The organism is Synechococcus sp. J7-Johnson, from assembly GCF_024345795.1.
Classification (GTDB): domain Bacteria; phylum Cyanobacteriota; class Cyanobacteriia; order PCC-6307; family Cyanobiaceae; genus Regnicoccus_A.
On the sequence record NZ_JAGQBU010000013.1, the window covers coordinates 52,761 to 71,201 of the forward strand.

At 63.5% G+C, this 18,441-nt stretch carries 37 protein-coding genes and 2 pseudogenes; 19 read left to right on the forward strand and 20 right to left on the reverse strand.

Annotated features, from left to right (window positions below; translation table 11 throughout):
• Nucleotides 1-2: 2 nt before the first annotated feature.
• Both KBY93_RS08560 and KBY93_RS08565 read left to right on the forward strand, forming a co-directional pair.
• Nucleotides 3-143: a hypothetical protein gene (locus tag KBY93_RS08560; RefSeq protein WP_255093887.1), complete on the forward strand. Its 141-nt coding sequence runs from the start codon at nucleotides 3-5 to the stop codon at nucleotides 141-143.
• A 364-nt stretch (nucleotides 144-507) separates the two neighbouring features.
• The gene (locus tag KBY93_RS08565; RefSeq protein ID WP_255093888.1) at nucleotides 508-681 is read left to right on the forward strand and encodes a hypothetical protein; all 174 of its coding nucleotides are present in this window, start codon (nucleotides 508-510) and stop codon (nucleotides 679-681) included.
• Between the two features lie 44 nt (nucleotides 682-725).
• Here the strand turns inward: KBY93_RS08565 and KBY93_RS08570 are convergent, their stop codons facing one another.
• Together KBY93_RS08570 and KBY93_RS08575 are read right to left on the reverse strand one after the other, a co-directional pair.
• Entirely contained in the window at nucleotides 726-1,058 is a 333-nt protein-coding gene (locus tag KBY93_RS08570) for a helix-turn-helix transcriptional regulator (RefSeq protein WP_255093889.1), read from the reverse strand.
• Complete coding sequence (locus KBY93_RS08575; protein ID WP_255093890.1) at nucleotides 1,051-1,179, reverse strand: type II toxin-antitoxin system RelE/ParE family toxin; 129 nt, start codon at nucleotides 1,177-1,179, stop codon at nucleotides 1,051-1,053. The genes KBY93_RS08570 and KBY93_RS08575 overlap by 8 nt, the downstream gene beginning before the upstream one ends.
• Before the next feature lie 276 nt (nucleotides 1,180-1,455).
• On the opposite strand from KBY93_RS08575, the gene KBY93_RS08580 reads away from it, so the two are divergent.
• Together KBY93_RS08580 and KBY93_RS16270 are read left to right on the forward strand one after the other, a co-directional pair.
• Entirely contained in the window at nucleotides 1,456-1,800 is a 345-nt protein-coding gene (locus tag KBY93_RS08580; RefSeq protein WP_255093891.1) for a hypothetical protein, read from the forward strand.
• A gap of 27 nt (nucleotides 1,801-1,827) precedes the next feature.
• A complete protein-coding gene (locus KBY93_RS16270) occupies nucleotides 1,828-1,902 on the forward strand; it encodes a hypothetical protein (protein WP_399222869.1) in 75 nt (24 codons plus the stop codon).
• 56 nt (nucleotides 1,903-1,958) lie between these two features.
• Here the strand turns inward: KBY93_RS16270 and KBY93_RS08585 are convergent, their stop codons facing one another.
• Together KBY93_RS08585 and KBY93_RS08590 are read right to left on the reverse strand one after the other, a co-directional pair.
• A complete protein-coding gene (locus tag KBY93_RS08585) occupies nucleotides 1,959-2,336 on the reverse strand; it encodes a DUF5615 family PIN-like protein (RefSeq protein ID WP_315856400.1) in 378 nt (125 codons plus the stop codon).
• Between the two features lie 11 nt (nucleotides 2,337-2,347).
• The gene (locus KBY93_RS08590) at nucleotides 2,348-2,953 is read right to left on the reverse strand and encodes a DUF433 domain-containing protein (RefSeq protein ID WP_255093892.1); all 606 of its coding nucleotides are present in this window, start codon (nucleotides 2,951-2,953) and stop codon (nucleotides 2,348-2,350) included.
• Between the two features lie 261 nt (nucleotides 2,954-3,214).
• Between KBY93_RS08590 and KBY93_RS08595 the strand changes: the two genes are divergently transcribed.
• From KBY93_RS08595 to KBY93_RS08615, 5 genes are all read left to right on the forward strand, one after another.
• Nucleotides 3,215-3,565 carry a nucleotidyltransferase domain-containing protein gene (locus KBY93_RS08595; RefSeq protein ID WP_255093893.1) on the forward strand — a complete coding sequence of 117 codons (351 nt, stop codon included), beginning with the start codon at nucleotides 3,215-3,217 and terminating at the stop codon, nucleotides 3,563-3,565.
• Nucleotides 3,552-3,926: a HEPN domain-containing protein gene (locus tag KBY93_RS08600; protein ID WP_255093895.1), complete on the forward strand. Its 375-nt coding sequence runs from the start codon at nucleotides 3,552-3,554 to the stop codon at nucleotides 3,924-3,926. Before KBY93_RS08595 ends, KBY93_RS08600 begins: the two co-directional genes overlap by 14 nt.
• 542 nt (nucleotides 3,927-4,468) lie before the next feature.
• The gene (locus KBY93_RS08605; protein ID WP_255093896.1) at nucleotides 4,469-4,657 is read left to right on the forward strand and encodes an HNH endonuclease; all 189 of its coding nucleotides are present in this window, start codon (nucleotides 4,469-4,471) and stop codon (nucleotides 4,655-4,657) included.
• A 22-nt stretch (nucleotides 4,658-4,679) separates the two neighbouring features.
• Complete coding sequence (locus KBY93_RS08610) at nucleotides 4,680-5,054, forward strand: nucleotidyltransferase domain-containing protein (protein WP_255093897.1); 375 nt, start codon at nucleotides 4,680-4,682, stop codon at nucleotides 5,052-5,054.
• A gap of 129 nt (nucleotides 5,055-5,183) precedes the next feature.
• On the forward strand, nucleotides 5,184-5,672 hold the full coding sequence (locus KBY93_RS08615; RefSeq protein WP_255093898.1) for a hypothetical protein: 489 nt from the start codon (nucleotides 5,184-5,186) through the stop codon (nucleotides 5,670-5,672).
• A 571-nt stretch (nucleotides 5,673-6,243) separates the two neighbouring features.
• Here the strand turns inward: KBY93_RS08615 and KBY93_RS08620 are convergent.
• Together KBY93_RS08620 and KBY93_RS08625 are read right to left on the reverse strand one after the other, a co-directional pair.
• A complete protein-coding gene (locus KBY93_RS08620) occupies nucleotides 6,244-6,546 on the reverse strand; it encodes a HigA family addiction module antitoxin (protein WP_255093899.1) in 303 nt (100 codons plus the stop codon).
• Nucleotides 6,533-6,811, reverse strand: coding sequence for a type II toxin-antitoxin system RelE/ParE family toxin (locus tag KBY93_RS08625; RefSeq protein ID WP_255093900.1), 279 nt, complete (start codon nucleotides 6,809-6,811; stop codon nucleotides 6,533-6,535). The genes KBY93_RS08620 and KBY93_RS08625 overlap by 14 nt, the downstream gene beginning before the upstream one ends.
• Nucleotides 6,812-6,957: 146 nt before the next feature.
• On the opposite strand from KBY93_RS08625, the gene KBY93_RS08630 reads away from it, so the two are divergent.
• Both KBY93_RS08630 and KBY93_RS16275 read left to right on the forward strand, forming a co-directional pair.
• Nucleotides 6,958-7,788 carry an HIT domain-containing protein gene (locus KBY93_RS08630; protein ID WP_255093901.1) on the forward strand — a complete coding sequence of 277 codons (831 nt, stop codon included), beginning with the start codon at nucleotides 6,958-6,960 and terminating at the stop codon, nucleotides 7,786-7,788.
• The gene (locus KBY93_RS16275) at nucleotides 7,785-7,916 is read left to right on the forward strand and encodes an HIT family protein (RefSeq protein WP_399222871.1); all 132 of its coding nucleotides are present in this window, start codon (nucleotides 7,785-7,787) and stop codon (nucleotides 7,914-7,916) included. The genes KBY93_RS08630 and KBY93_RS16275 overlap by 4 nt, the downstream gene beginning before the upstream one ends.
• 60 nt (nucleotides 7,917-7,976) lie before the next feature.
• Here the strand turns inward: KBY93_RS16275 and brnA are convergent, their stop codons facing one another.
• Together brnA and KBY93_RS08640 are read right to left on the reverse strand one after the other, a co-directional pair.
• On the reverse strand, nucleotides 7,977-8,207 hold the full coding sequence (brnA, locus tag KBY93_RS08635; RefSeq protein WP_094555286.1) for a type II toxin-antitoxin system BrnA family antitoxin: 231 nt from the start codon (nucleotides 8,205-8,207) through the stop codon (nucleotides 7,977-7,979).
• Complete coding sequence (locus tag KBY93_RS08640) at nucleotides 8,194-8,457, reverse strand: BrnT family toxin (protein ID WP_255093902.1); 264 nt, start codon at nucleotides 8,455-8,457, stop codon at nucleotides 8,194-8,196. Before KBY93_RS08640 ends, brnA begins: the two co-directional genes overlap by 14 nt.
• A 69-nt stretch (nucleotides 8,458-8,526) precedes the next feature.
• On the opposite strand from KBY93_RS08640, the gene KBY93_RS08645 reads away from it, so the two are divergent.
• Complete coding sequence (locus KBY93_RS08645) at nucleotides 8,527-8,751, forward strand: hypothetical protein (RefSeq protein ID WP_255093903.1); 225 nt, start codon at nucleotides 8,527-8,529, stop codon at nucleotides 8,749-8,751.
• 263 nt (nucleotides 8,752-9,014) lie between these two features.
• Here the strand turns inward: KBY93_RS08645 and KBY93_RS08650 are convergent, their stop codons facing one another.
• Nucleotides 9,015-9,284: a BrnT family toxin gene (locus KBY93_RS08650; RefSeq protein ID WP_255093905.1), complete on the reverse strand. Its 270-nt coding sequence runs from the start codon at nucleotides 9,282-9,284 to the stop codon at nucleotides 9,015-9,017.
• Entirely contained in the window at nucleotides 9,271-9,642 is a 372-nt protein-coding gene (locus KBY93_RS08655) for a hypothetical protein (protein ID WP_255093906.1), read from the reverse strand. The genes KBY93_RS08650 and KBY93_RS08655 overlap by 14 nt, the downstream gene beginning before the upstream one ends.
• A gap of 222 nt (nucleotides 9,643-9,864) precedes the next feature.
• Here KBY93_RS08655 and KBY93_RS08660 point away from each other — a divergent pair.
• Nucleotides 9,865-10,233 (forward strand): annotated as a pseudogene (locus tag KBY93_RS08660) (HNH endonuclease); the annotation flags it as partial.
• A gap of 72 nt (nucleotides 10,234-10,305) precedes the next feature.
• Here the strand turns inward: KBY93_RS08660 and KBY93_RS08665 are convergent.
• The 8 genes and pseudogenes from KBY93_RS08665 to KBY93_RS08700 all read right to left on the reverse strand — a co-directional run bounded on the left by KBY93_RS08665 (nucleotide 10,306) and on the right by KBY93_RS08700 (nucleotide 15,044).
• The gene (locus tag KBY93_RS08665; protein WP_255093908.1) at nucleotides 10,306-10,881 is read right to left on the reverse strand and encodes a TMEM175 family protein; all 576 of its coding nucleotides are present in this window, start codon (nucleotides 10,879-10,881) and stop codon (nucleotides 10,306-10,308) included.
• A 79-nt stretch (nucleotides 10,882-10,960) separates the two neighbouring features.
• Entirely contained in the window at nucleotides 10,961-12,037 is a 1,077-nt protein-coding gene (locus tag KBY93_RS08670; protein WP_255093910.1) for a DUF5996 family protein, read from the reverse strand.
• Nucleotides 12,038-12,551: 514 nt separating this feature from the next.
• Nucleotides 12,552-12,810: pseudogene (locus KBY93_RS08675) on the reverse strand (DUF86 domain-containing protein).
• 24 nt (nucleotides 12,811-12,834) lie between these two features.
• On the reverse strand, nucleotides 12,835-13,110 hold the full coding sequence (locus tag KBY93_RS08680; RefSeq protein WP_255093931.1) for a nucleotidyltransferase family protein: 276 nt from the start codon (nucleotides 13,108-13,110) through the stop codon (nucleotides 12,835-12,837).
• A 29-nt stretch (nucleotides 13,111-13,139) separates the two neighbouring features.
• Entirely contained in the window at nucleotides 13,140-13,442 is a 303-nt protein-coding gene (locus tag KBY93_RS08685; RefSeq protein ID WP_255093912.1) for a hypothetical protein, read from the reverse strand.
• Nucleotides 13,439-13,648 carry an addiction module protein gene (locus KBY93_RS08690; protein ID WP_255093913.1) on the reverse strand — a complete coding sequence of 70 codons (210 nt, stop codon included), beginning with the start codon at nucleotides 13,646-13,648 and terminating at the stop codon, nucleotides 13,439-13,441. The genes KBY93_RS08685 and KBY93_RS08690 overlap by 4 nt, the downstream gene beginning before the upstream one ends.
• Nucleotides 13,649-14,271: 623 nt before the next feature.
• On the reverse strand, nucleotides 14,272-14,634 hold the full coding sequence (locus KBY93_RS08695; protein WP_255093914.1) for a GNAT family N-acetyltransferase: 363 nt from the start codon (nucleotides 14,632-14,634) through the stop codon (nucleotides 14,272-14,274).
• A gap of 137 nt (nucleotides 14,635-14,771) precedes the next feature.
• Nucleotides 14,772-15,044, reverse strand: coding sequence for a DUF1778 domain-containing protein (locus KBY93_RS08700; RefSeq protein ID WP_255093915.1), 273 nt, complete (start codon nucleotides 15,042-15,044; stop codon nucleotides 14,772-14,774).
• A 188-nt stretch (nucleotides 15,045-15,232) separates the two neighbouring features.
• Here KBY93_RS08700 and KBY93_RS08705 point away from each other — a divergent pair, with 188 nt between their 5' ends.
• Nucleotides 15,233-15,412, forward strand: coding sequence for a hypothetical protein (locus KBY93_RS08705; protein ID WP_255093917.1), 180 nt, complete (start codon nucleotides 15,233-15,235; stop codon nucleotides 15,410-15,412).
• Nucleotides 15,394-15,636: a hypothetical protein gene (locus KBY93_RS08710; protein WP_255093919.1), complete on the forward strand. Its 243-nt coding sequence runs from the start codon at nucleotides 15,394-15,396 to the stop codon at nucleotides 15,634-15,636. Before KBY93_RS08705 ends, KBY93_RS08710 begins: the two co-directional genes overlap by 19 nt.
• Here the strand turns inward: KBY93_RS08710 and KBY93_RS08715 are convergent.
• A complete protein-coding gene (locus KBY93_RS08715) occupies nucleotides 15,596-15,937 on the reverse strand; it encodes a DUF86 domain-containing protein (protein WP_255093921.1) in 342 nt (113 codons plus the stop codon). The two genes, KBY93_RS08710 and KBY93_RS08715, sit on opposite strands and share 41 nt — an antisense overlap.
• A complete protein-coding gene (locus KBY93_RS08720; protein WP_255093922.1) occupies nucleotides 15,934-16,248 on the reverse strand; it encodes a nucleotidyltransferase family protein in 315 nt (104 codons plus the stop codon). The genes KBY93_RS08715 and KBY93_RS08720 overlap by 4 nt, the downstream gene beginning before the upstream one ends.
• On the opposite strand from KBY93_RS08720, the gene KBY93_RS08725 reads away from it, so the two are divergent.
• From KBY93_RS08725 to KBY93_RS08740, 4 genes are all read left to right on the forward strand, one after another.
• Nucleotides 16,247-16,453, forward strand: a complete 207-nt coding sequence (locus KBY93_RS08725; RefSeq protein WP_255093924.1) for a hypothetical protein — start codon at nucleotides 16,247-16,249, stop codon at nucleotides 16,451-16,453. The two genes, KBY93_RS08720 and KBY93_RS08725, sit on opposite strands and share 2 nt — an antisense overlap.
• Nucleotides 16,454-16,509: 56 nt before the next feature.
• Nucleotides 16,510-16,791, forward strand: a complete 282-nt coding sequence (locus KBY93_RS08730) for a hypothetical protein (RefSeq protein WP_255093925.1) — start codon at nucleotides 16,510-16,512, stop codon at nucleotides 16,789-16,791.
• Between the two features lie 77 nt (nucleotides 16,792-16,868).
• Nucleotides 16,869-17,735 (forward strand): HIT domain-containing protein, encoded by an 867-nt coding sequence (locus KBY93_RS08735; protein ID WP_255093926.1) that lies wholly within the window; start codon nucleotides 16,869-16,871, stop codon nucleotides 17,733-17,735.
• A 523-nt stretch (nucleotides 17,736-18,258) separates the two neighbouring features.
• The coding region (locus KBY93_RS08740; protein WP_255093927.1) for a phage integrase N-terminal SAM-like domain-containing protein at nucleotides 18,259-18,441 on the forward strand (183 nt) is incomplete at its 3' end.

The following is an 18,441-nucleotide window of genomic DNA, read 5'->3' on the forward strand; positions in this document are numbered from 1 at the left end:
GCATGGTGCTGCGGCTCCGCCCGGAAGCCCGGCTTGATCTCGAGGCTGCGGCTCGCTGGTACGAAGCTCAGGAGCAGGGCCTGGGCCAGCACTTTCTGGATCAGGTGCGCCTGGCCCTCCGGGCGCATACGCAGCAACCCTGAGGCCTGCTCCGCGGGCTACCACGGCACCCGCCGAGCCCTGATCCGGCGCTTCCCGTACGGCGTCATCTACCTGCCGGTTCCCGAGCAGGGCAGCATCGTGGTGCTGGCCGTGCTTCATTGCGGCCGCGACCCAAAGCTCTGGCGTCAACGCTCCAAGCCTTGAGTTGGGCGGTCTCAGAGGCCATCAGCTTGATCGGGTCTGCCATGCACCCCTCCCCCACCTACGAACGCCTGCGCGATTACGTGATGCGGCGCATGCGCATGAGCCCCATCTACCAACCGCTGATGCTCATAGAACTGCTGGGCCGCTGATTTGCCAAGCAACAGCCAGCCCAGCCCCACGCAGGACATAGCCCGCCGAATCTTGGGGGAAGACGTGAACCAGATCGCCACCTACGCGCAGCGGGTGAAGCGGATGGTGGGGCGGGTGCTCACCGTCAACGGCGTGACCAGCTATGCCCATGACCACGACCGCCTGTTGGGTGGCGTAGCCGAAGGCTTCTGCGTAGGCGAAGCCTTCTCGAAGAGAAGCAGTTGAGCTGAGCGACGCCGAGCGCGACGAGCTGCTGCAGCTCAAGCCTTTCAGGCCAGGGTGTCGCGGCTGGCTGGGCGGGGCACGAGGTTGAGTTCCAGGTCGCAGCCGAGCGCAGCGGCGTAGCGGCGCAGGGTGGAGAGGGCGGGCAGATGCTTGTGGGAACCCTCCAGCCGGCTGATGGCGCTACGCGTGGTGCCCATGCGCAGCGCGACCTCCTCCTGGGTGAGTCCTGCCTGCTTGCGGGCATCGAGGAGCTGCCGCAGGAGGCGAAACTCAACGGCGGCGTCCTGCCTGGCAGCCACATACCCAGGAATCTGCTCGACCCTGGCGCGTTCGGCCTTGCGATCGCGGAGGACGGGTTCGTAGGGGAGTTCAGCCATAGCGTTTGACCTCTTTGAGACGTTGGCGAGCGGTTGCGAGCTCACGCCTGGGTGTTTTCTGTGTCTTCTTGATGAAGGTATGGAGCACGGTGATCACTCGCCCGTTGCTGTAGCAGCTCATCGCAGCGGGCCAGGAGGTCTACGGGCCAGGCCTCCATCTCGTCCCGAATCCTGGGGCTGTAGTACTCGACGCGAAAGGATGGCCCCATGTTAGCGCGCGTGCTACCCACGCCCAAAGAACTGAGCGGGCGGGGTCTGGAGCCCTCAAGCACCACAGCGAGGCGTCGATCATTTGCACGATTCCAGAGATGGCCCAAAGGGATAGGTGGGGATGCCATGGCGACGGAGCTTCTCCTTCACCAGTGCCACCCCCGTCTCACCCAGTGAGGATGCGCCCATGCCCCCTGCCCCCTCCCCCACCTACGAACGCCTGCGCGACTACGTGACGCGGCGGATGCGCATGAGCCATATCTATCAGCCGCTGATGCTCATGGAACTGCTCGGCCGCCGCAGCCCAGCCCCAGTGCAGGACGTGGCCCGCAGGATCCTCGGTGAGAACGTGACCCAGATCGACCGCTCACCGGCAACGGCATCAACGTCTACGGCAACGGCACCAACAGCCTTATCGGCGCAAGCAGCTGAGCGACGCCGAGCGCGAAGCTTCTGGCCCTCTGCCGCCAGCGCCTGGTCGCCTTCCGCGCCCGGGGCCGCTGCGAATGCTGCGGCGCGGGCTGTTGCTTAGCGAATCCCGCACCAGTGCGCCCTGGAGGTGGACCCCATCATCCCCAGAAACCAGAGCGGCTCCGAGGACATCAACAACCTGCAGGCGCTCGGCTTCCGCTGAAATGCAGACAAGCCATGGCCACTGCTGGTCTCAGAGTTGCACCGCTATTCATTGACTCAGCTGGCAGGAATCTCATGCCACACGTGCACAGCTTCGTATTGGATCTCAAGCACGCGATTGATCAGGTCAGTGTAGTTCCCGTGTTGGATCAGCTGTAGTGCTGATTGGACCCGGAGCCACTGCTGTTCCGCACTCAAGCCAGCTTCCCTGAGCGCGATCACGCCGGGGTGCACCTCCATGGTGGCGGCCAAGCGAATGAAATCGCCCACGTTCACCGTGACCACAATCTGATCGCGGGCCAGGGCATGGGCGAAGACCTCCTCATCCTTGGCGCCAGCAAGACCAACATGCACGGCCGCCTCTGCCGGAATTCCCTGTTCACAGGCCCAGCGGGCCAAGCGAGGACTGAGATATTCGTCGATCAACAGTCTCAAGGCATGGCCCTTCAGCCGCGTTGCAGGTTGAGGGGGCGCCGAGGGCGGCCGGGAGGCTTGGGCAGGCGCGCCTGGATCTCCGCGTAATCGAGGGCCTGGTGGCTGAGATGGGGAAAGTCTGCTTCCAGCTCGCTGCGGCTGACGCCGGAGCGCAGCTGCTCCACAACCACGGCCACGGGAATCCTGGTGCCCCGGAACACAGGCTGCCCTGAGCAGATGGCCGGATCGCTCTCCACCAGAGCATCGGGCCGTCTATGGAGCCGGTAGCGATAACGCAGGTCCCGGCTCACGCCGCTGAGGTCGAAACTGAAGGGAACAGCACCTGTCTTGCGCAGCTCACCGCGGCCACGGGACCACTCCCCCTGGGCAACCTGTCGCTGGGGCTTCACGGTGAGCACACGGAACACCTCCCGCTTCTGGGCAGGGGAAAGCTGCAGGCCCTCGGCACTCAGGCTGCTCACCACCTGGAAGTAGAGGAGCTCGCGAAAGCCAAGCCGCAGCGGCGCCGAAGATGCCGATCCTGGCGGCGCGAGTACGCGGCGGTATTCCTGAGCGAGCAGGCGGGCATCGGCTCCGAGCAGGGCGGCCCCGGTGGCGGCAGTGAGGCCAGAAGCCATCGCAAAACCATGTTTCAACCTGAAGCAGAGTATAGACACGTAAGGCTGGCGGTGTGCTGGTGAGCAAAGGCCGGTCTGAGGGGTGCCGGCATGGCCAACCGAAGAGGGGGCCTCAAGGAATCAGTGCCACCCCCGTCACACCCCAGCGAGGATGCGCCCATGCACCCCTCCCCCACCGACGAACGCCTGCGCGCGTTCATTCAGACCGCAGCGATGGTGTGCCTGCTACCGGGCGCACCCAGTGGCCGTCAGAATGGAGTCATGACCTCCACGACAGCCTCAAAATCGATTGAGCAGAGGTTGGCGGGCATGGTTGCCGGCATTCACCAGCTCATCCCTGCTGCTGATGTGCGGCTGTTCGGATCCAGGGCCCGCGGAGATGGCCGGGCCGACTCCGATGTGGACCTGCTGATCACCGTGCCTGATGCCTGGCTGGCGCAACGCGATCGCTTTGCGCTGCTCGCTGACCTCTGGGGTGCCGTGGCCCAGCCGGATCTGTCGGTCGACCTGGTGCTCCACTCGAGCAGCGAAGTGTCCCGCCGAGCCAAGGAGCCAGGCTCTCTGGTGTACGAGGCCCTACGAGAGGGTGTTCGGCTCGATGGCCAGGCCTGAAGCGCTGCGTCTGCTGCGCATCGCCCGCCGCGACCTCAGGATGGCCCGCCGTCTTCTGGATCCAGAGGTGGAGGAAGCCAGTTGGGGCTGGGCAGCGCAGCAATGTCTGGAGAAGACCCTCAAAGCCTGGTTGCACCACCTCGGCAACACTCCTCCGTCGACGCACGACATCTCCCGCCTGTTGTTGCTTTTGCAAGAGGCCGGCATCGAGATCAAACCGCTCCTACCCCTCCGTGCCTTCACCTCTTTCGCTGTGCAGTACCGCTACGACGACGAACCGGAAGAACTCAGCCTGGATCGCACGGCCTGGTGCGCTACAGCCCAGGCATTGATCGAACAGGTGGAAGGCCTTCTGGGCTGATGGCCTTAGGCATGCGTTGAGGAAGCCCATCGGACCTGCGGATGAAGGGTATCCCAGCAGGGGCGCCAGCCTGACGGGCAGCCCAAAGCCACACCTGGCCGGAGCCCCCGGCCACCGCCACCATCGCTCCATGCCCCCGCACCCCTCCCCCACCTACGAACGCCTGCGCGACTACGTGACGCGGCGTATGCGCATGAGCCACATCTACCAACCACTGATGCTCATGGAACTGCTGGGCCGCCACAGCCCCGCCCCGGCGCAGGACATCGCCCGGCGGATCCTTGGGGAAGACGTCACCCAGATCGACTACTACATGCAGCGGGTGAAGCGGATGGTGGGCAAGGTGCTCACCAGCAACGGCATCACTGCCTACGGCAACGGCGTCTACTGCCTGATCGGCGGAGAGGAGCTGAGCGACGCCGAGCGCGACGCGCTGCAGCACCTCTGCCGCCAGCGCCTGGACGCCTTCCGCGCCCGGGGCCGCTGCGAGTGCTGCGGCGCGGGCTGTTGCTCAGCAAATCCCGCACCAGTGCGCCCTGGAAGTGGATCACATCATCCCCAGAAACCAGGGAGGACCCGACGACCTCTCCAACTTCCAGGCCCTCTGCTTCCGCTGCAATGCCGGCAAACGGGACACCGATCGCACCGACTTTCGCGGACTCCTCGCCAGCTACCAGCACAGGCAGGAGGCCAGAAGCCGGGTGCTGCTGAAGAACGAGCCACAGAGCTGAAGCAGGCCTCCAGAATGGGCCCATGACCGCCGCAACGTCGCCACCACCGATGGACCGACGCCTCCAGGGGATGGCGGCTGTGATCCAGCAGAGGATCCCGGGTGCGGAAGTACGCCTGTACTACTGCGGAGAAGCCTTCGGCTACGGCTCCCGGGCCCGTGGCACGGCGGGGCCGGAGTCGGACATCGACCTGCTGATCACCGCACCGGATGCCTGGCTGGAGCACCACCACCGCTTTGAGGTGCTCAACGAGCTCTGGGGCCGCCTGGCCCAGGCGGATGTGTCGCTGGATCTGCTGCTTAATTCCCAGCAGGAGTGCGCGGAGCGCCGCCATTGGCGCAGCCATGTGATCGGCAGGGCCTACCGGGAGGGGCGGTTGCTGGATGGTGCTCTCTGAGCCGGAAGGACTGCTGCAGATCGCTTGCCGATGAACCGCTACACCGTTGCTGGATCGGCCGCGGAGTGTTAGCCCGGCTCCAATGGCTTGGTTCTGCATAACCGATTGGGAATCACAGATCCAGAGGTCATGGAGTCTGTGGAGCAGGATCTACTACTTCATCTCTATGAGGGAATCTCCATCAACGGGGCTGAACCTCATCGAATCACTGTCGCGGAAGTGATCGAGTGGCATCGGCGCTGGCTGGAGTCTGTCTATCCATGGGCAGGAGCGGTGCGCCGGTTCAACCTGAGCAAAGGGAACTTTGCATTTGCGAGCGCCCATCTCCTGCCCGATCTTCTGGAGGCCTTTCAACGCGAACAGCTGAACAGGCGCACACCCCTTGATCCCCAATCCGTCGATGAACTGGTTGAGGCGCTGGCGGATGTGATGGCGAGCCAGGCTGGCATCGGCCCTCTCGACTATTCAGCCTGGGATCTGCAGCGTGAGCAGTATTTCGCCGCCATCCGTGCTGGGGCTGTGTTGAACAACGCTCCGATGCAGCAGCTGTTCAGGCAGGTGTTGCCTGGTGGGGGTGATCAGCAGGGGTTTGCCGAGCCACGAGCTGGCCTTCAATAACGGAGATGGACTGGCCCGTTTCGATGGCTGTGGAGCTGGCCACTGCACGGATGATCCGCGACCGAAGCGGCACGCGTCCAGCCTCCTGACGGAGGCGCTGGAGCCCTGGAATGGAGCTGGCCATGGCCTACATCCTCTGAACTCAATTCTGACACCAAGCACGGCAAGCTCGCCCCCGCCGCCACCAATCAGCGCCTGCGGGTGTTCATTGCCGAGCTGATCTGCCTCACCCTTCGGTTGAAATCCTCAGAAGACGTCATCAAACAACGGCGTTGGCCCCTCAAGCCGCGCGGCTCCAGGGGGTTGAGCGGGGATTCCAGTAGCCACCGCCTGCGATCCGCCGCCAGCACGGCACCTGTCGGACCACGGCATCGCAGGTGGACCAGGCGTTGCCCTGGCTTGCCCATCGGTCCTTCGGATGAACGGAACTGGGGCGGCACAGCCACACCCGGAGCCGGGTTGGCTGCAGCCGCCACGCGCCCACGCCAGAAGGGATCCCAGCAGGGGCGCCAGCCTGACGGGCCGCCCAAAGCCAGACCTGGCCCAAGCGCCCTGCAGCCGCCAGCCCTGCTCATGCCATTGGCTGGATGGGCTCGATCGCCGGCAACACGCTGATCAGAGCCTGCCTGGCCAGTTTCAGATCATGGCTCCCTTGCATCCGCAGCCAGAAACCATCGCTCAGGCCGAAGAAACGGCACAGGCGCAGATCGGTGTCGGCAGTGATCGCCCGCCGCCCTTTCACGATGGCGTTGATGCGGCTCTCCGGTACGCCGATCGCCAGCGCCAACCGGTACTGGCTGATCCCCATCGGCCGCAGAAACTCCTCCAGGAGCACCTCGCCCGGGGGCACAAGCATCACGTCAGTGGTAGTCAACGATCTCGACCTCCTCTGGCCCTGCTTCTGTCCAGACAAAGCAGAGACGGAACTGGTCGTTGATGCGGATGCTGTGCTGGCCATGGCGGTTCCCCCTGAGCGACTCCAGGCGATTGCCTGGTGGAACTTGTAAATCGTTGAGGCAGGCGGCCGCATCGAGGATGGCGAGCTTGCGGAAAGCCACGCGAGCGAAGCTTCCAAAGCGGCGCCCCGGCTTCCCCTCAAAGAGGGCCTGGGTGTCGCGGCAACGGAACGACCGGATCACGCCGTTACCTTACCACCGCTAGACGTAGGCACGCCAAGCGGTGGGATAGGACGAAGTCGATCACGAGCTGACATGGCTGCCTGTCTTGCCTGTGCTCCTCTCCTTACCAGTGCCACCCCCCGTCACACCCCAGCCAGGATGCCCCCATGGTTCGGCACCCCTCCCCCACCTACGAACGCCTGCGCGACTACGTGACGCGGCGTATGCGCATGAGCCACATCTACCAACCACTGATGCTCATGGAACTGCTGGGCCGCCACAGCCCCGCCCCGGCGCAGGACATCGCCCGGCGGATCCTGGGGGAAGACGTCACCCAGATCGACTACTACATGCAGCGGGTGAAGCGGATGGTGGGCAAGGTGCTCACCAGCAACGGCATCACTGCGTACGGCAACGGCGCCTACTGCCTGATCGGCGGAGAGGAGCTGAGTGAAGAAGAACGCGACGAGCTTCTAGCCCTCTGCCGCCAGCGCCTTGACGCCTTCCGCGCCCAGCGCGGCGAGGAGGTGTTTGCTCACCGCAGCCGCCACCGCAGCCCGATCAGTGGCTCCATCAAGTATCGAGTACTCACCCGGGCCCGGGGCCGCTGCGAATGCTGCGGCGCGCACGAGCACCAGTGCGCCCTGGAGGTGGATCACATCATCCCCAGAAATGTTCGCTGCAATGCGGGCAAGCGGGACACGGATCGCACCGACTTTCGCGGACTCCTCGCCAGCTACCAGCACAGGCAGGAGGGTTGTGTGTTCTGCGCGCTGGAGGGCAGCGGCCGGGTGCTGCTGGAGAACGAGCTGGCGCTCTGCATCGCCGATGCCTATCCGGTGAGTGAGGGGCACAGCCTGGTGATCCCCAAGCGCCATGGGGCCGACGAGCTGGAGCTGCACCAGCCGGAGTGGAATGCGGAGGTGGAGCTGCTCAAGCGCCGGTGGGAGCAGCTGCTTGACCAGGACGCCACGATCAGCGGAAAAATGCGGGGCTGAACTCAGGCGAGGCGGCTGGGCAGACGGTGTTTCATGCGCACTGGCATCTGATTCCGAGGCGCACAGGTGATAACAAATCTCCCCGCGGAGGCGTTCGGGGGGTTATCAAGGGCAAGCAGCAGTACTGAGCCGTGGCCTCCAGCCCCTCTGCTGCCTTATCTTTCTGGAAAGAAGTCACAGCACTGCGCTCAAGCAGACGTCCGCTGCTCCAGCCGCTCTGCCAGCCACACCTTGATGATCGACTGACGCGTGACGCCGAGGCGGCTGGCTTCGCGATCGAGCTGATCGATCATCCACACGGGGATGTCGACATTGACGCGTTTCTGCTCCAGCCGACGGCGACGGGCACCGCCGAGGTCGAGGGCGTCGAGCACGGACTCGCCGTCATCGAAACGTTGATCGAAATCAGAACTGTTCATAGAGCTCCACCTCTTCTGGTCTGGACCGCCGAACGGAAATCAACCGGATGCACTGGTCGCGGTAGGTGATCACAGCCGACCAGTGCTTGAGGCCAATCCTGCCGATCACCAGGAATCTTGGTTCCCCGGTAATGCGGGCCGGAAGCTCCAGGAGCTGCGAATCGTTCCAGAGCTGCTGGGCAGCAAGGAAGTCGATGCCGTGCTTGGCAAGGTTGGAGACACTCTTGACCGGATCGAAAGCGAACTCCATACATTGCTGATTCTATACCTTTTCGGCGGCCCCGGCGCAGGACGCGGCCCGGCGGATTCTGGAATGCGGATGGTGGGCAAGGTGCTGCCGGAAAAGCGCTGGGGCTGCGAGGGCGACGCGTCTGCAGGCCCCCGCTACCGTGAAAGCATCTGGTCTCCGGCCCTGCCGGCACGGCATGTGGTGAATGACTTGCTGACCCTCCCCCTGGCGCAACGGCTGGAGAGCTTCCTGGCGGACGGCAACCCGGGCCTTGATGCCGATGAGGTGCTGAACGCCCTGGAGCAGTCCCACTGAGCATCGATGGGCCAAATCTGATCCGGCCGTTCAGCCGGGAGCAGGAGGCATTCCTGAACGCCCACCGGGAGGCCCTGAGGCACTGAGGCCGATGGGGTCAAGAGGCTTGGGTTGGTTTGGCCCAATAAGGTTGATCTGGCTGGCCAGGGCGTTTGATCACGGCGTCAATGAGATCTTCCTCCGTGATTTCAGGGATCTCTTCGTATTCTTCGGGTTGGATGACATGGGCATCCACACGCTGAAGATCAGAGTGGATCTCACCGTCAGTAGAGGTGGGGGAGAAAACGACGTTGCTCTCTTTCATTGGCCTTTCGCATGGAGATGATGTGCCTGATGCCGTTGCGCTCCGTGTAGACCACGATCACGGCCCGGCCTTGAAGCAATCCAACGCAGACGATTCTGATTTCACCATAGTCTCTCCTTCGATCGGGGATCTCGATCACGGGCCCGTCGAACACGCTCTCGGCATCAAGAAAATCAAGGTCGCGCTGCTCCAGGGTTCGCAGGCGCTTGGCCGGGTCAAAGCTGATCACCGGGCAAGAACCGCTTGATGAAGGCAGCCGCCGGCATGGGACCGCAACGGGGACTCCAGCTGCTGCTATCAGGAATCCGACGCCAACACTGCACCTCAAGGTGGGGATCGGTGCCGGGGGGAAGGCGCACCCGGTAGCGATACTCGGCATCGGCGGCCTGCTCGGGGCTGGCCAGGGGTTCAGCTTGCTGCTGGCTTCTCAGGAAGGCAACAAGGAACCCGGAGGCGTCAGCGGCTTCACGCAGGGCTGCCGCAAAGCGCCAGGCGGCTCCGGTGGGGTAGCCGTCGTGATGGAGGTAAACGTGGCGCTCAGGGTCGCCGGGAAAGCCGGTGAAAGAGAAGACGGCGCGGGTGGCCAAGGGGCTGAGGCTGCTGTAATCGCCAGTACCACCGGTGTATCAGCAGCTCCGCCTGGGCCAGCACGGTCTTCACGGTGTCGACCTCCAGGATCCTCGGGGAGAGCGTGACCCAGATCGTCGACTCACCCTCAACGGCGTGACCAGCTACGCCCATGACCATGACCGCCTGTTGGGCGGCGTAGCCGCCACCGCACGCCGATCAGCGGCTCGATCAAATACCGCGTGCTCACCCGTGCCCGAGGCCGCTGCGAGTGCTGCGGCGCGCACGAGCACCAGTGCGCCCTGGAGGTGGATCACATCATCCCCAGAAACCAGGGAGGACCCGACGACCTCTCCAACTTCCAGGCTCTCTTCTTCCGCTGTAATGCCGGCAAGCGGGACACGGATCGCACCGACTTTCGCGGACTCCTCGCCAGCTACCAGCACAGGCAGGAGGGTTGTGTGTTCCGCGCGCTGGAGGGCAGCGACCGGATGCTGCTGGAGAACGAACTGGCGCTGTGCATCGCCGATGCCTACCCGGTGACGCCGGGCCACAGCCTGGTGATTCCTCGCCGGCACGTGGCGGATGGGCTGACGCTGCACCAGTCGGAATGGAACGCCGTGGTTGGAGCGACTCAAGTGAAGCGTACTCTGCTGCTTCCTGGCGCATCAGGAAACCAGATTTTATGTGCTCATTGCCTTTTCAATCCGGCGATCGGGAAGGAGCCACAGCACTGCAACCAGGACGTAGAGAGCACACGCCAGCCGGGAGTTGGCAAAGGCCAGTGGAATCGCCGCTGCATAGATCAACAAGGACAGCTTTCCTTTGAGATCACGGCCAAGGGCTCTGGCCAGTGTGGAGTCTTCTCCGTGATAAAACACAAGTGTGCGCGTGAGCGTGAAGTAGGCGACTGCAGCCAGTAGCAGAACGACGCCATAGAAGGCCACGGGCAGCGCCGCGAAATGATTTTCACCGATCCAGGCGGTGGCGAAGGGAAAGAGTGACAACCAGAACAACAGATGCAGGTTTGCCCACAGGGTTGAACCGTTCACGTGCTTGACTACTTGAAACAGATGATGGTGATTGTTCCAGTAGATGCCAACATACACAAAGCTCAGCACATAGCTGAGAAATGCTGGAATCAGAGCACGCATCGCAGCCAGATCCGGCTGATCCGGTGCTTTCAGCTCCAGCACCATGATGGTGATGATGATGGCGATGACCCCATCACTGAATGCTTCCAGTCTGCCTTTGGGCATCTGGGGAGATCGTCTTTGTCTATTCACCATGGTTTCAAGCATTCTTCAGGAACATCCTTGACCTGGCAGCGACTGGCCCTTACGCCGTTGAGGTGCGCTCCAGGGCCATCCGATCCCAATGGCCGAGATTGGCTGCGGCTTCATAGGTGCTCTGGAGAAACGCAAGGAGGACGGCATCTGGATCACCAGCCTGCCTCACCACCTCATAGGGCAGGATGAACTCCTGCAGCTCCGAGCTATAGAATGCCTCCTTTGGTTTGACGGGGCATGCGCTGTATCCTTCAGGTGCAGGGTAACCATAGGCGTAGAAGACGGGCTCCTCAATTGAGCCTCCACCGGGCCAGAAGCCGCAACTGCTCACCTCATGAGAGTAGGCTTCTCTTGTGACCCAATCGGCCATTCCAGGCACTCCACCGGGATGAGGAGGTGCAGTTCGCCCGGAGAATCGTGTGACTGCCAGATCGAAACTGCCCCAGAAGAAATGTGCTGGACTCGACTTTCCAATGAACCTGGATCTGAAGACAGTCAGGATTCGATCAGCCTGCACCAGAATCTGCCAAAAACGCTGCACGGAAGCCGAATCGTAGGCAGCATGCAGTTCGTCGTGTTCGAAGAGTATGGGGTCGACCATCTCCTGGGGCATGGTCCAGATTGAGACGTCGATCTCAAGTTCTTTCAGTGCCGCCATCACCGCCCGGTAGAAATCGGCGACTGACCGCGGTGCCAACTTGATGCTGCGGCTTGCTCCATCACTTGCCTCAAGGCGCAGCTGATGCTCAAGAAAGTCGAACCGGATTTCAAACGTACGCGTCTGATAGGGAAGGGTGCCCGTGGTCAGCCCGCGCGGGGTCACATAGAGCGTTGACTGCCACCAGTGATTGATCGCGGGCATGAGCGCCAGCCGGATCTTGCCAACGATCTGAGTCCACAGGTGCAATGTGGTGTAAGTGTCCTGCCATTCCGCCACAGGCAGGCTCGGCAGCAAGGCTGCCGGGGGAGGTTGGGGCGTCATCTCCATGGTGGTGTGCAGAAAGGCATGGCTTGAAGAAAGGCCGAACGGCTCATATCCGGCGACAGGGTTGTGCGTTCGTTCTAGCTGAGCTGGCGACGTCTGCACTGGCGTGGGGTTGGCACTCCAGCCGAGGGAGGAACACATCAGGCTGGCGTTGCCTGGTTCGTCTGCCGACCCATGAGAGCACGCTCACTCTCAGCCACAGGCTGACCCGTTGCGATGGCCATGAAACCGTGCATCGGCACGTCGATCTGACTTCAATCCGGGCCGCACCGCTCTGGTGGGCGGCATAGCCGAAGGCCTCTGCGTAGGCGCAGCCTTCTCGAAGAAAAGCAGTTGAGCTGAACGACGCCGAGCGCGACGCGCTGCTGCAGCTCTGCCGCCAGCGCCTCGACGACTTCCGCGAGCAGCGGGGCGAGGAGGTGTTCGCCCACCGCAGCCGCCACCGCACACCGATCAGCGGCTCGGTGAACTACCGGGTGCTCACGCGCGCCAAGGTCCGCTGCGAGTGCTGCGCGGTCCTTGAGCACCAAAGGGCCTTGGAGGTGGCACCCATCATCTCGGAGGCACAGACTTTCGCGCAACGTGCAAGCCCTCTGCTTTCCCTGCTGCCATGCCGACTTCCGGGGTTCGTCAGTGAGCACCGGCAGGTTCTCGGTTAGCACTGATCAGGCAGCTCGATCATTGCCACCACAGTGAGCTGCTCGACCAGTGCAGGAATGCTGAAGCAGACGGTCTGCCAGATCGTCTCGTCCTCCAGGCCGAAATAGGCATGGGCCAGAACATCACGGAGCCCGGCAATACGCCGCCAGTTTGGAGGCTTCGCCGAGAAGTTCCAGGTTGCGGAGAACCGCGTCGACGATCAGCTCGTCTGCAAGGAATTGCTGTTGATCCAGCCCTTCCGTGTAGCGGCTCACTTTGGCGCAGAAGCCCCGCTCTCCTCAGGCAAGGGAAACCGCCTCGCGCTCAATCCGCTCGCGTAGCTCAGCACGAAGGCCGTTACGGGTCACCAGGTCGACGCGGACGTTGAGGAGGTCTTCCAGCGCGAGCTTGAGGTCCATGAACTGCTCGAGGCTGGGACTTGCCGGGAAATCAACCAACAGGTCGAGATCACTGGCCGGCTGAGCGCCACCGCGGGCCACAGAGCCGAAGACGCGCAACTCCACTCCTCCATGGGCAGCCGCCAAGGCCTGGAGCGTCGGCGCGAGACGCCGCAGCTAATCAAGGCTGGGGGGAACCGGCAGGTTCATGCCCACCACAGCACCAAGGATGGATTCCATCGTAGGCACTCCAACAAGGCTGTTCCCTCACCCAGTGCCACCACCGTCGAGCGCTCGCACACAGCCATCGCCGAAAGCAGGAGCTCGGCCAGGGGCCGGCCGTGAATGAAGGGGAAGGATTGGGGATTGTGGCGAACGCGCTCCATCGCAGCAGCAACGGTTTCGGCAAAGTCCCTGGCCAACGCTGGCGCGCGCTTGCCGTACCAGCGCTGGGTTTCCAGGAGCTCCTCCAGCGCCTCCGGCAGGAATCGGACTGCACGGAGCGTCATCCGATGCCGAGCTGGCTGAGCACCTCATCCCAGGCCAGAGCTGCATCAGGGTTGCTGAGATGCGCCGCCCAGCGCCGATCCAGTTCAGCGCAGAGAGCGGAATCGAGGGGGAGCGCACCATCTCGGGTCTCCTCGTCCAGGCTGTCCCAGAGGGCGATCGCCAGGGCGAGCCGCTCGCACTGTGGCAGTCGCAGGAGGTCAGACATGGGTGTCATCGCCACGACGGACGGCTGAGAACTCAGCGTAGGCACGCTCCAAGGCGGACAACGCGATGGGAGGGATCGAGGACACGGCAGCAAGGCTTCTTCCTAACCAGTGCCCCCCCCGTCACAGCCCAGCGAAGATGCCCCCATGTCCCCGCCCCCCTCCGCCACCTACCAGCGCCTGCGGCACTTCATCGCCGAGCGCATGCGCATGAGCCACATCTACCAACCCCTGATGCTCATGGAACTGCTGGGCCGCCACAGCCCGGCCCCGGCGCAGGACGTGGCCCGGCGGATCCTGGGGAGCGCATGGTGGGCAAGGTTCACCTTCAACGGCATCACCCGCTACGAGAAGGGCAGCTACGCCCTGGTGGGGGGCGAGCAGCTGAACGACGCCAGCCGCCACCGCACGCCGATCAGCGGCTCGGTGAAAGTCCGGGTTCACCTATGCGCCAGGGGCCGCTGCAAGTGCTGCGGGGCACGAGCACCAGCACGCCCTGGAGGTGGACCACATCGTGCCCAGGAACCAGGGCGGCACAGGCGACCTCAGCAACCTGCAGGCCCTCTGCTTCCGCTGCAACGACGGCAAGCGGGATGCAGGCCAGCGACGCCCTGCGCGGGACAGATCAGAAAGGCAAGGTTGCCGCCACATCGGAGAGACGGATCAGCAGGGTGTCGGGGTCTATGGGCGAGGGATCGAAGCCCATGTGCAGATAGAAGCTGCGGGCTTGATCGGAGGCCGCATGAACCACGATGCCGCGCACGCCGATCTGAGTGCTGGCCTGCAGCACCCGCTCAAACGCATCGGCGAGCAGGGCGCGAGCGATGCCGCGTCCCTGGACACTGCGGCAGACCGCCAGCCGCGCCAGCACCACCACGGGGATGGGGTCGGGCATGTTGCGCCGAAAACGCCCAGGGGCTGAGGCCACGGCAACCGCGCCGGAGGCCAGAGCCACATAGGCCTTGACGATCCCGTCGCTGTTGCACACCACGAAGCTTCGCGTCGCACCGCTCTGCTGGTTGGAGTGGGCACGCTGCAGGAACCAGTGGTTGAGGCTGGAGTCGCCGCAGTCAAAGCCGACGGTGCTGTGATGCGGCGCCAGCGGCTGCGGCGCCTGCAGATCGATCAGCGCTGCCAGGGCTTCGGTGCCGTCAGGGTGCGTTGCAGGCGATCCGATGGGCTGGGCGGAGCATCGAGCTGGCGAAGAAACAGGTCAAATTGTTCAGGCGAAATGGCCTGCCAGGCTTGCTGTACCAGCAGCTCACGGGCGGCATGGCGGGCCGCCTGCAGAACGAAGTCGGTTCGGGTGAGGCCGGAGGCACGGACGGCGCGATCGATCAGGGCCTGATCGTCGGGCGAGACCCGCAGGTTCCAGCTGAGGCGGGAGGTGGTAGCCACGGCTCTGCCGCAAACCTCCTTGCACCCTAGCTTCATGGGTAGACAGTGTCTACCTCCGTGCCCGTGGGCCAGATCAGCAGGGAGGCATGGCGTCGGTCCCATCGGGTGGGAGGGCAATGGAGGGAGGGGGGCCATAGCTTCTCCTCCACCAATGCCACCCCCCGTCACACCCCAGCCAGGATGCCCCCATGCCCCCACACCCCTCCCCCACCTACGAGCACCTGCGCGACGACATCGCCCAGCGCATGCGCATGAGCCACATTTACCAACCCCTGATGCTCATGGAACTGCTGGGCCGCCGCAGCCCGGCCCCGGCGCAGGACATCGCCCGGCGGATCCTGGAAAACGGATGGTGGGCCGCGTGCTGACCGGCAACGGCATCACCCGCTACGGCGATGGGCTCTACAGCCTGATCGGCGCGGAGGAGCTGAGCGACAGCGAGCGCGACGCGCTGCTGGAACGTTGCTGCCAGCATCAGGATCACCTGCCTCTGGCAATCCAGGGGGTTCATGGTGGGTCTCTTGGGCAGCAGACGATGCTCGCTTTGCAGATCAATCGTTCCTTTGCCGTTCAATCAGTGAGCGAACGGTGAGACCGAGGGGTGGTAGGTCACGCGCCACGGTTTCCCAGACCTGCTCGAGATTCACACGCAGATAATCATGAATAAGAACGTCCCGCATGCCGGCGATGGATTTCCAAGGGGTGGTCGTTTCGGTATCGCGAAGGTCGGGCGACAGATTCTTCACGGCCTCGCCGATCACGATCAGATTGCGGATCACTCCATCCTGCACAAGCGTGGAAGCAAGAAAAGCTGAGCGGCCTTCCATGGTGTAGAGAGTAATGCGCTCAAGGGCTTCGGAAATGCTGGTGAGGTAAAGGAGATCCTTGCTCACAACGCTGTTGCTTGCGCGATGACCTGATCGCGGATCAATGGATGCAGCTGCGCTGCTTCCGCCAGATCCACCTGGCAATTCAAGAGAGCTTCCAGTTCCTGCCGAAGAGCGATCACCTCCAGCAGGGAACAGCCCCGCTCAAGATCCACCAGAAGGTCCAAGTCGCTGTCGGGCCGATCCTGGCCGCTGGCCACCGAGCCATAGATCCGCAGGTTGCGGGCCCCATGACGGTGAGCCACGGCAAGCACCTCCTCTCGGGCGCCCAGGAGCCGCTGGGAGAGGGAGGTTTCCTGGTTCGACGGGGCAGCCATGGACCCATTCTGGACTGGATCCCAGCCGGGGGCCGCGGCGGTGGTAGCCGTGGATCTGATTTCCGCCGCCAAGGCGGCCATCTCCTCCGCATGCTTCGGCGGAGCGGAAGAGGGGCTGGGGTGGCGCAGCCACAACCGACGCCGGGTTAGCAGCAGCCGCCACACGCGCACACCAGAAGGGATCCCAGCAGGGTCGCCTCCCTGACGGGCCGCCCAAAGCCACACCTGGTCCAGGCACCCTGCTGCCGCCACCATGCCCCCATGCCACCGCCCCCCACCGCCACCTACGAGCGCCTGCGGCAGTACATCGCTCAGCGCATGCGCATGAGCCACATTTACCAACCCCTGATGCTCATGGAACTGCTGGGCCGCCGCAGCCCCGCCCCGGCGCAGGACGTGGCCCGGCGGATCCTGGGGGAGGACATGACCCAGATCGACTACTACACGGAACGGGTGAAACGGATGGTGCGGAAGGTGCTCACCGGCAACGGCATCACCCGCTACGAGAAGGGCAGCTACGCCCTGGTGGGGGCGAGCAGCTGAACGACGCCGAGCGCGATGAGCTGCTGCAGCTCTGCTGCCAGCGCCTCGACGCCTTCCGCGAGCAGCGGGGCGAGGAGGTGTTCGCCCACCGCAGCCGCCACCGCACGCCAATCAGCGGCTCGATCAAATACCGGGTACTCACCCGCGCCAAGGGTCGCTGCGAGTGCTGCGGGGCCCATGAATCCCAACGGGCCCTGGAGGTGGATCACATCGTGCCCAGGAACCAGGGCGGCACAGGCGACCTCAGCAACCTGCAGGCCCTCTGCTTCCGCTGCAACGCCGGCAAGCGCGACACCGATCGCACCGACTTCCGCGGCCTGCAGGCCAGCTACGCCAGACGCGAGGCGGGCTGCGTGTTCTGTGCGCTGGAGGGCAGCGGCCGGGTGCTGCTGGAGAACGAGCTGGCGATGTGCATCGCCGACGCGCACCCGGTGACGCCGGGCCACAGTCTCGTGATCCCCCGGCGCCATGTGGCCGAAGGGTTGGCGCTGCACCAGCCGGAGTGGAACGCCGTGGCGGTGCTGCTGAAGCAGCTGCGTGCCCAGGACGCCAGGATCAGCGGCTGGAACGAGGGGCGGAATTCAGGGGAGGCGGCAGGGCAGACGGTGTTTCAAGCGCACTGGCATCTGATTCCAAGGCGACAAGGGGATTGCGAGCAGCTTCGGTGTGGGGTGCGGGGGGTGATTGCCGGGGGAAAAGGTCTACTGAGGCAGTTCGTGCGTGCGGGGCTCATTGAATACAGCACGGGCCAGATCGGCTTCCGTGATTTCTGGGATCGCGACATACTCTTGGGGCTGGATAACATGCGCATCCACACGCGGAAGATTCGATCGGATCGGATTTTCAAGAGAAGTGGTGGCAAAAATGAAGGCGCTCTCTTGCATTGGCCTTACATATGGAATAGATTTTGTGCTAAATGGAACACTGTGTGTAGATTATCATGACCACCCAAGCCATCAGCAGTCCCTGGTAGACGGTCCGTACCTCACCTTAGTCGCGCAAGAGAAGCTCCAACTCCAGTACTCGGCCGGCGAAGGCGCGTTCAGCATCAAGAAAGCCAGTCCTCGCAGCTCAAAAGTGCGGAGGCGCTTGAGGGGATCAAAGTTGAATTGTCTCAGCCAACCCTGCATCACTATTCCCACGTGGAGCGGAGGTTGAGTGAGTAGCGGATCACTCGGGCCAAACAGGTGAAGGATCAGAAATAGGGACTCCTGAAAAAGCGCCAGCAATGCTTTCTCGATTGCAGCCAAGGACCAGGGGGTAGTTGGACTAAGCCGCTGCGCGGCAGATTCAAAGCCAGCATAGTCAGAGTCATGCAAGATGGCCAGAAACTGATGAGTTGATTGGCGGGCAGCCTGGGCTCCAGCAGCAGGCTCGTTCGCCAGTCGATTTCGCAGTTCCACAGTGAAGGATGCACACCCTCAAGTGTGTGTCATTTCTTCCATCCCATTGGGGAGGAACCTCACCATGGAACAACACGAACAGGAGCGATTCGACCAGCTCTATGCCCAGCACCTGCAGGCCCTCACGCTGCAGGGCAAACGGGGCAAGACGATCGACGGCTACGCCAGGGCTGTACGCCGCATCGCAGGCTTCTTCAACCGCTGCCCTGACGACCTTACAACTGCTGATCTGAAAACCTACTTCGCC